The sequence below is a fragment of the Roseivirga sp. 4D4 genome (assembly GCF_001747095.1).
Taxonomy (GTDB): Bacteria; Bacteroidota; Bacteroidia; order Cytophagales; family Cyclobacteriaceae; genus Roseivirga.
Map to the genome: position 1 here is coordinate 4,539,506 of NZ_MDGP01000001.1, position 9,841 is coordinate 4,549,346.

7 protein-coding genes are annotated in these 9,841 nt (G+C 41.9%); 3 read left to right on the plus strand and 4 right to left on the minus strand.

Features of this window, described 5'->3' with window-relative positions:
* The first annotated feature begins 2 nt into the window (after window positions 1-2).
* A complete protein-coding gene (locus BFP97_RS20045) occupies window positions 3-4,394 on the plus strand; it encodes a DUF6443 domain-containing protein (RefSeq protein WP_170827515.1) in 4,392 nt (1,463 codons plus the stop codon).
* A gap of 377 nt (window positions 4,395-4,771) precedes the next feature.
* On the opposite strand, the gene BFP97_RS20055 is transcribed toward BFP97_RS20045, so the two are convergent.
* Window positions 4,772-5,218, minus strand: coding sequence for a hypothetical protein (locus BFP97_RS20055; RefSeq protein ID WP_069844123.1), 447 nt, complete (start codon window positions 5,216-5,218; stop codon window positions 4,772-4,774).
* 11 nt (window positions 5,219-5,229) lie between these two features.
* Entirely contained in the window at window positions 5,230-5,445 is a 216-nt protein-coding gene (locus BFP97_RS20060) for a helix-turn-helix domain-containing protein (RefSeq protein ID WP_069844124.1), read from the minus strand.
* A gap of 135 nt (window positions 5,446-5,580) precedes the next feature.
* On the opposite strand from BFP97_RS20060, the gene BFP97_RS20065 reads away from it, so the two are divergent.
* Entirely contained in the window at window positions 5,581-6,252 is a 672-nt protein-coding gene (locus BFP97_RS20065; protein ID WP_221406620.1) for a hypothetical protein, read from the plus strand.
* A gap of 80 nt (window positions 6,253-6,332) precedes the next feature.
* A complete protein-coding gene (locus BFP97_RS20675; RefSeq protein ID WP_317039348.1) occupies window positions 6,333-6,494 on the plus strand; it encodes a hypothetical protein in 162 nt (53 codons plus the stop codon).
* Between the two features lie 240 nt (window positions 6,495-6,734).
* Here BFP97_RS20675 and BFP97_RS20070 read toward each other — a convergent pair whose 3' ends face one another.
* Both BFP97_RS20070 and BFP97_RS20075 read right to left on the minus strand, forming a co-directional pair.
* Window positions 6,735-8,912 carry an OmpA family protein gene (locus BFP97_RS20070; RefSeq protein WP_069844125.1) on the minus strand — a complete coding sequence of 726 codons (2,178 nt, stop codon included), beginning with the start codon at window positions 8,910-8,912 and terminating at the stop codon, window positions 6,735-6,737.
* Between the two features lie 3 nt (window positions 8,913-8,915).
* Window positions 8,916-9,836, minus strand: coding sequence for a type IX secretion system membrane protein PorP/SprF (locus BFP97_RS20075; RefSeq protein ID WP_069844126.1), 921 nt, complete (start codon window positions 9,834-9,836; stop codon window positions 8,916-8,918).
* Between the last annotated feature and the right edge of the window lie 5 nt (window positions 9,837-9,841).

Here is a 9,841-nt window from a genome sequence, read left to right on the forward strand (position 1 = left end):
CTATGAAGACTTTAACAAGATTTATCCAGAGCCTTGCCGTAGTTGTTTTTTTAACAACTAATCTAACGGCACAGAACAAACCAATTCCTGAATTTGCGCCTACACAGAGTGTCAGTCTAATTAGTCACCCTGGCGCTTATGTAAACGGACATTATATCAATTATGTCCGTAGTTATGATGTCTTAAAACCAGGTCTGACAGAGAGTGCAATCCTATCCAGCGGACAGTCACCGAACAATGTGTTAATGACTACCCAATTCATGGATGGCCTAGGTAGGCACATTCAAACGGTTAATCGCAAGGCTTCTCCAAACGGTCTATCAGATATGGTGCAAGCCGTGACCTATGATCAATTTGGAAGAGTGAAACAGACTTATCTTCCATATAAATCTGCTGGAAATGACGGTGTTTTTAGGATTAATCCTTTTACGGAGCAAGCGAGCTTCTATACAAGCCACTATGGTGGAGATGAGGATGTATTTTATGGATTGACTGAGTTTGAAAACTCCCCACTCAATCGAGTGACTAAGCAAATGGCCCCTGGTAACAGTTGGGCTGGAAGCGGAAAGGGAGTAAACCATGAATGGAGAACGAATTTGGCAACGGATGACGTACGCCTTTGGACGGTGATCGGTTCAAATAATCCTTCTACTTCGGCAGAATATGCTGTGGGGAGCCTTATGGTAAATATCACCATTGACGAAGAGAATAACCATGTCAAGGAGTTCACTGATAAGTTAGGCCGTGTGGTCTTGAAGCAAGTCCAAAAAGGAACAGGTACTAATAATGGTCACTCCGATTGGTTGAATACTTACTATATCTATGACAATAGAGGTAATCTCAGGTATGTGCTTCCCCCAAGAGCAGTAGAACTCCTTTCCGGTAGCTGGTCTTGGAATACAACTGATATGGATGCCTTAGTATTCAAGTACACTTACGATGGGCGTAACCGGATGATTACTAAAAAGGTACCTGGTGCGGGTGTAGTCGAAATGGTTTATGACAGGCTCGATAGACTTGTTGCTACCAGAGATGCGAATATGAGTACTCAAGGTAAATGGCTTTTTACTAAGTATGATGATTTAAATCGTCCGGTAATGACAGGTTTTGTGATCAGTAGTAATAGCAGGGCTACCATGCAGACGCAAGCAGATGCTACTAGCATATTCAATGTAAGTACTGAACCTCTGAATACATCTAATGTACTGGAGGCTAATAGCATAACTCTTTCGGCCCATGTAAGTGGTACAGCCATTTATAGAAGTAAGACCACAATTGAGTTTTTACCAGGTTTCGATTCTAATGGAGAATACTTCGAAACCGAAATAAATACAAGTATCAGTTCAGACTATACCTTTGTTCAAGGTTACTATGATGCGACTTTTCCTTCTTTGAAGGACCATGTGCACGAGGTGCTGAGCCTTAGCTATTTCGATAGCTATCACTTCACTACCCAAACCTATGATGTAGGCTATACTGACCTCTACTCGGCAGGCACCAATAATGCAGTAACCCCAAGTCAGTACACCAATGTGGCAGGAGCGGCCACTGGTAGCAAAGTAAAAGTACTTGGTACGACAGACGAGTGGCTTACCACGGTAATGTTCTATGACGATAGGGGTAGAGTAATCCAAACCCAGGCAGACAATCATGTGGGGGGCAGAGACATTGCCACTACGCAGTACGACTTTAGGGGCAAGGTGCTCAACACCTATACAATACACAATAATCCGAATGCCACTCCGGTGCAGACTACTGTTGCTAAGAGATATACCTATGATGGTTCAGGAACAGGACGGATTCTTACTATTCAAGAAAAGCTAAATAATACAGGTAGCTACAAAACCATTTCTAGCAATAGCTACAACGACCTAGGTGAAATAGAATCTAAAGTACTGGGCAATAGCCTAGAAACGCTCAACTATAAATATAACATCCGAGGTTGGTTAGAAGGGATTAATGAGGATTATGTCGCTAATGGCAGCGGAGGGCATTACTTTGGAATGAATCTAAGCTATGATTATGGGTTTACAGAAAAACAACTCAATGGCAACGTATCAGGCGTAAGATGGAGAACATCATCTTCCAATAAAATAAGAGCTTATGGTTTCGACTATGACCGGAGTAATCGATTAAAGGAAGCTGAATTTTTTCAAATAGGTGGTGTTTTTGGTAATGCCAGTTATGAGTCTAGTTGGACAAATTCAAATCGTGACTTTACCACCAACTACAGCTACGATGCCAATGGCAATATTCTCAACCTGACCAGAAAAGGTGTAGTAGCAGGTAGCATAGAAACGATTGATAACCTTACCTATACCTACCTCAATGGCGGCAAGAGTAATCAGCTACTGCAAGTTGCAGATGCAGCTGGAGATTTAGGTCAAGGTGACTTTGTCGATGGCAACTCGGGTACCGACTATGCTTATGACAGCAATGGCAATATGACCCAGGACTTGAACAAGGACATCAACGGTGGAGATATTACTTATAACCACCTTAACCTGCCAGAAAGGATAGAGTTTAGCAACAATGCCAACAAGACTATCACCTATACCTATGATGCAGCGGGCACTAAGCTAGCAAAAGCCGTTAACAACAACGGTCAGATCACCACCACAGACTATGTTAGTGGCTTTATCTATGAAAACAATCAATTACAACACTTTGCCAATGAAGAAGGCAGGGTAAGAAAGAACTATCAGGGCAACCTGGTTTATGACTACTTTGTAAAAGATCATTTGGGCAATACCCGAATGACCTTGACAGAAGATCAAGATGTTACAGTCTACTTCGCCTCTATGGAAACAGAGTATGAGAGTTTTGAAGAAAACCTCTTCCTGAATATGGACAACAGCAGGGTAGTCTCTACTTCGGGCAACTACACGGTAGATGGTACCATCAACGCCAACGAAGCCTCAAGGTTGAATGGTAGCGATGCAGCACGAAGAGCAGGCCCAGGCAAGCTAATGGCTGTAAGCCCGGGAGACAATGTAGACCTGGAAGTATGGGCACGCTATGAAGGTAGCTTTGGCAGCAGTAGTGGACTCAGCCAGGCCACCATGGTGACAGCTGTGGCAGCCACCTTTGGAGGTGTATCCGGAGGGGGCACAGAGCAGCAGGCCATCTATGACCTGTTCAATGGCAATGGGGCTTCAGTACTGGTAGGCTCTCAAGGCAACAGCAATGAGCCGAGAGGCTATCTGAACTATATCCTCTTTGATCAGGACTTCAATTACATAGATGCAGGCTTTGACCAGGTAACCAGTGTGGCCAGTGGAGCACATGAAAAACTGACCGTACCTACACTAAGTATCAGTCAGGGAGGTTATCTTTATGTCTATGTCTCTAACGAGAGCAATACCAACTTTGACGTATTTTTTGATGACCTAAGGATCACCCACACTAAGGGAGCTATACTACAAGAAGATCATTACTATCCCTTTGGGATGAACATTAATGCACTCTCTAGTACTGCTCCACTTAGTAAGCCTAATCAGTTTAAGTTATCAGGTAATGAAGAGCAGACAGAGTTTGATTTTAATGTTTATGACTTTAATGCAAGGTTCTATGATGATGCATTAGGTAGGTTTATGAATATAGACCCAATGGCTGATTTACGCAACTGGGTAACTCCTTATAATTATGTTCAGAACAACCCATTAATCCTTGTTGATCCTACTGGTTTACTTGAATATAGGCTTAATACCGAAACAGGAGAATTAGAACAGATTGGGGATAAAGGAGGAGATGAAAGGCAGTTTGTTAAAGTCGGTAAAAGAACTGTAAGAGTCAAAGGTGGTAAAAGTGATATTCACGTAGGGGTTGTTAAAAAAGAGGCAGGTGAAGATGGTGATGTTCAATATACAGCTAGTAGCAAAGATTTATGGTCTGATGTCCCAGAAGAATATATTGGTCATTACACAGCAGCGAGTTTAGTAGAAAGATGGAATGCTGCTAATAATCCAGATAAAGCTATTAAAATTGCCAGTATTAGAGATATGGAATCACAGGGCTTAGCAAGAAATGAGATGATATGGAATGTAGGAGATATGGAACGGCACTTGGTAAGGAAATATGGAAGTAAGGACGCATTTAATTTAGCAGCCGAAACGGATATGATGCCTCTTCCAGCAGGTTCTGTTGGTGGAGCTGCGAAGAATGCAAGTTCTGGAATTTCTAGATTTGCACAAAGGAGAGCAGCTCTTAGGGGCAATGGAAGCCTTAAAACTTCGTCTAGGAACAATGTGCAAGTTAGAATGGCGGGTTCAGGTAAATTATCGAAAAACTCTTGGATTAGGTTTGGTCAATTGAACAAAGGTAAGTTTAAAGGAGCTAATGGAATGGCAAGAAGGAGAGCTGCATATAATAAATGGATAACTGGAGGTGGATGAAAATAGTCTTTGAATGTCCAAATTGCGGAAAGGTAAATAGTCTTAAAGAGCATGCTTCAAATAGGTACAAGCTATCTGAGAAAATAGGAACAGAAATTCATGTTGAGTGCTCTCATTGTGAACATAAGAGCGATATTCATATTAATCGGGTCTATGCGAAAGCAGACCCGATTATAGTGTCTATTGTAGCATTTGTTCTTAGTTCTGCTTCTATTCTTATTAGTCGTTATTTAGCTCAAACTTACTGGCGAGATAACATACTTGTGGACTTAAGGACTATAGAAGTAGTCGGGTTAGGTTTTATTATCCCTATTTTAATCTTGTCCATCGCTTTACCAACTTTTGGTAAGCGTGCTGAATATTTTAACTCATACAGGTTATAGGATAATACCTTCAGCTGAACTTTTCCGAGACTCAAATCCTTGATCGTATTTATCCATCTCATCGAAGTCATCATTGGCAAACTTTTTCATGTCAATGTTGACTTTGATTGGAGTTAATTTAAACTCCTCCAGATCATTCCATAGTAACAGCTTACCATCCGACTCAAATTGGAAATTATACGTGACAGGGGTGTCATCAAAGTCAGAGATAACGATTGATGAACGTCTTCTTTTCAATAGTTGTGATGCTGTTGTGCCTATCACATCATTGTGAGTTATGTAAAAATCATCACCAATTAGTACTTCATTATACATTCCTGAATTATCAAAATACATCCAAGCCCCATAAATTTCATCATCTTTGTGTTGATTTGAAGAACAACCTAGTAAAAGCGATAATATAAATACAAGGGTTATTTTTTTTGGTCTCAATTTTTTCATGAATAAGCCTTTTATGCCCGAAGTCTTAAGTCGCCACAAGTCACATCTAGTATTTCAGTAGGTGTAACATCAATAGCAAGTGCTATCAAATAGATTTCTTCACCTCTGATTTTAGCAGATTCCTTAGTTGATAATTCACTAAGCCTATTCTTGCTAATTCCAGTTTTGCGGGAAATTTCTGCCTTGTTGACAGATTTAGTATTGAAATACTCTCCAAGCTTAGTCATAGAAATACCTGAATTCAGGACACTAATGTAGGAATTTCATACTTCTGTAAGAAAATCAAGTACAAATAGTTGATTAAAATACTTATTATTGGTATGATTGTACTGTTATTAAGTACATAAGTAATTCTATCTAGTATGTCTAAGCTAAATACTTTAAATCCAGAACATCTCTGCTATACCCATGAACCACTAGAAATAGCAGTACTAGGTGGAATCAGGTTAGAAGGTCTAGATAGGTTAAGAACTACATTAAAAATTGAAGTAGAAGGTTTGGCTATTAGACATAACCTAGACCTCTATAATGACAATCAGGTGGATAAGCTGGTCAGGAAAGTAGCTGAGAAATTGGAGATAGGAACATCAATCACCACAGCAGCAATACTTGAATTGACAGCATTATTAGAGCAATACAGGTTAGAAGAGATTGAGAATAGACAAAACCCATCAGATAAGAGGAAAATTCTGAGCACAGAAGAAGTCAACGAAGCTAAAATCTATCTATCACCACCAAACCTGATGAATAGAACCAAAGAAGATATTGGTTTAAGTGGAGTAGTCGGTGAAGAAGATAATCGCCTTTTGATGTACCTGATATTTACTTCCAGAAAACGTGAGAATCCACTACATATTATTTCACTGGGAAGTTCAGGTATCGGTAAGACACACTTACAAGAAAAGGTAGGTGAGTTAATTCCAGAAGAGGATAAAATTGAAATCACATCCCTGTCTGCCAACGCCTTTTACTACTTCGGTCAACGTCAATTAAAAAATAAATTAATAACCCCCTGGTCCTCACATGCTGCCTAGTGCTCACCTTTGGTGAGTACTGGTCTTATGCTACACTTGAAGTGTAATAATTCATAACTTAAGATAGGTCCGCACTACAAGTGCGAACCAGGGGAGTAGAAACCAATGGTCAGGATGTTGGGGATATGCAGTTGAAGTTACTGGAGAAGGTTGAGGAGTTGACTTTGTATATGATTGAACTGGAAAAGACAGTAAAAAAGCAGTCAGAAGAATTAAAGGCGCTTAAAGCTTCAAAGAACTAGCTTTCGCACTAAAGGGGCCGGCTAGTGAGCCGTCCGATCCCCCTGGTCCTCACATGCTGCCTAGTGCTCACTTTTAATGAGTACTGATCTTATAGTACACTTGAAGTGTAATAATTCATGACTTAAGATAGGTCCGCACTACAAGTGCGAACCAGAGGCCCCCACTTACCGAGTAAGCCTTGGTATCCAGAATTTGGAAAACCGTCCGACCGCTCGAAGCGGTCAGACGGATATCACGTCTTAATAAGAAACCACTTTAAACTCGGTACGTCTGTTCGCCTGGTGTTCTTCTGTGCTACAAGCCACACCATCTTCGCATTGGTTGACCAATTGCGTTTCGCCATAACCCTTACCCACAATGCGGTCTTGGGCAATACCCCTGGAGACGATATAAGCCGCAGAAGACCGTGCCCTGCGATCGGAGAGTGCCAGGTTATAAGGATCACCACCACGTGAATCGGTATGTGAGCCTAGCTCAATCTTAATGGTCGGGTTATCCGTCATCATGGCCACAATTTTGTCGAGCTCTATGGCAGCATCCGGTCGAATGTCCGACTTGTTCAAGTCGAAATAGATATTTTCAATTCTAATGGCTCTACCGATCACGATTTCATCCATTTCCAAGTCGAACTTGATAATACCACCAGGCTCAGAACCCGTTTCTACCTTAGTTCTGAAGTTGAAATATCCTTCTTTCTGTAAGAAGACATCGTATTCAGCATCTGGCTGCGCAATAAAGTAGAGCAATCCATTTTCATTGGTTCTCACACTGTCCACTTCTCCGGTAGTCGTTTCTGTGAAGGTCACTAGGGCATTGTCTACTGGGGTGCCCGCTGGTGTCACTAAATCTCCTTTAACAACCAGCAACTCACGAAGTGGAATGGTCAAAAACTCTTTGTCCAATACATCATCAAAAGTCTTAGCAGAGTCCAGACCAACGGACCAATCAGGTTTGGTAGCCGTGAAGTCATAGTCCTTATCCCAGTCCAATACAAATTCAAAGTTACCATCGGCTTGCGTGGTGATTTTGATGCTATCTCCTTCATCAGTGGACAAGAAGACATCGGCATTGCCCAATGGAGCGCCAGAACGTTGATCAACCACTATTCCCTTAATCGCAATATTCTCTGGTTTCGGTGGCTTCACAATGCTGAAAGAGTAAATATCATCACTACCCATACCACCATCTCGGTTAGAGGTGAAGTATCCGCTTTTCAGGGAATCTCCGAGGATAATTCCGAAATCATCTTTTCGCGAGTTCATGGGAATGCCCATGTTGTAGACTGTTTCCGTGCTGTCTGTCAAAACCACCTGGTAAATATCCAGCCCGCCCACACCGTAATGTCCGTCAGACGAGAAAAAGAGTACACTGTCTTTCACAAAAGGAAAGACTTCATCACCCGAGGTATTGATCTTTGGTCCCAGATTAACGGGCTCTGACCAATTGCCATTTTCCAATTGGCTCATATACAAGTCCACACCACCTTGCCCTCCCGGCATATCGGAGGAGAAGTACAGGGTTTTTTCGTCAGAAGAAATCGCTGGATGGCCCACACTATATTCTTTGTTGTTATAAGGAAAAGGTTGGGGTTTGCTCCATTTGCTGTTGACACTAGCACGTTCTGAAAGGTACAGTTGCAGGTGGATCGTTTCGTCTTCGGCCTTGCCCACTCTCTTTCCATTGTAATTGTTTCGGGTAAAAATCACCTTCTCGAAATCATCATAAAAGCTCAATGGCCCTTCGTGATATTTGGTATTCAAGAGATCACTAAATAGGTCCACTGTGCTGGTGGAGTCACTCGTAGGTTTGTAGTGATAGATCTGCAAAAAGTTAGTGTCGTCCCAACCATGCCTACGCTTTACTATCTTAAAGCCAGACCGATTTGAACTAAACACAACCCCTTCGCGATAGTAGACTGGACTAAAGTCAGAGCCTTCGGAGTTAAATGCTGCCGTATCAATCTTAAAACGAGCTGAGTCCTGATAAAAGGCCTCAAAATTGTCTATTCCAGCAATAAGATTTCTAGCTCGGGTTGAGTCATCAGCCTCATAATTATAACGTTCTAACCAGCTGCGGGCACGATCGTACTGCCCGTTACTCATTAAGGCTTGGGCATAATAGAGTTTATGAATCGGGTCGGAGATAGAGTCGTTTACAACTTCGGCATACCAGAGAGCTGCTTTTTCTGGCTGGTTCATCAGGCGATACGACTCTGCTAATTGCAGTTTCGCATAGCTAAAACTAGAATCTCTCGCTACCAGTCTTTCATAGATCTTCGCTGCTTCGACAAATTCGAAGCCATCGAAAAGTTTTCCCGCGCGCATCACATCCAATCGCGAACGATTTTGCGCTTGCGCTAGTCCTGAACTTAAGATCAGAGCAAATACCAATAAGAGTTTTAAGTGTTTCTTCAGCATTGCTTAAAAGTATCTTGGTGAAATGATCTTTTTCTTCCCGAATACAAACCTGTATTGAATCATGAGCTCATGCGATCCTGCATTTACGCGCCTAAGATCGGTAGTAGTGGCAAAATCATAGGCATATCCAAACTGGAATTGCTTAGAGATTTGCACCTGAACTAGCGCATCAAACGAATCGAATGAACGATAGGACAGTCCGGCCCAGATAATATCTTTAATAAGGAAGTTAGCATTGATGTCGAACTCGACTGGAGCATTTTCTACATACTTAATCAAAAGATTAGGTTTGAATTTCAAATCCCTGGAGATGTCAAATACATAGCCCATATATCCAAAATAGTGACGCTCAAGTCTCGAATCAGAGTCGCTATTGTTTACATCCAACTTACTGCGAACCAGCTGTGGCACAGACACCCCTGCAAAAAAGCGATTGGTATTGAAGTACAATCCTGCACCGAAATTCGGTCGGTTAATGTTGATGTCACCTTGCGCGAATGCAGGGTCAGTACCACTAATTTGACTCAATTTTGAGTTGTAATTGGCAAGGCCTCCTTGCAGTCCGAAAGCTAACCTAGCAGAACCACTGAACCGGATTCGATAAGCAAAAGCCAGATAGGCCGTTGTTTGATCCGTCACACCAATCCTATCATGGATTAGCAATGCCCCAACATTGGCACTACCACTCGCATTGAAAGGTGAGTGAATGCTGAAGGTTTGACTTGAAGGAGCTCCTTCAAGACCCACCCACTGCTCTCTTGCCAGGAAGGTAGCCGTGATGTTATCATGACTACCCGCATAGGCAGGGTTAATGGCCAGTCCATTAAACATGTACTGGGTGAACATTACCTGTTGTTGTGCCATCCCGACATGTCCAAATACTGTCAGAATCAAAGCAAGTGATATGTTTCTTATCAATTTCATGTTCA

Coding starts and splice junctions, on each gene's coding strand:
- BFP97_RS20045 (WP_170827515.1), top strand. CDS start 3: ATGAAGACTTTAACAAGATTTATCCAGAGCCTTGCCGTAGTTGTTTTT.
- BFP97_RS20055 (WP_069844123.1), bottom strand. CDS start 5,218: ATGAAAAAATTGAGACCAAAAAAAATAACCCTTGTATTTATATTATCG.
- BFP97_RS20060 (WP_069844124.1), bottom strand. CDS start 5,445: ATGACTAAGCTTGGAGAGTATTTCAATACTAAATCTGTCAACAAGGCA.
- BFP97_RS20065 (WP_221406620.1), top strand. CDS start 5,581: ATGTCTAAGCTAAATACTTTAAATCCAGAACATCTCTGCTATACCCAT.
- BFP97_RS20070 (WP_069844125.1), bottom strand. CDS start 8,912: ATGCTGAAGAAACACTTAAAACTCTTATTGGTATTTGCTCTGATCTTA.
- BFP97_RS20075 (WP_069844126.1), bottom strand. CDS start 9,836: ATGAAATTGATAAGAAACATATCACTTGCTTTGATTCTGACAGTATTT.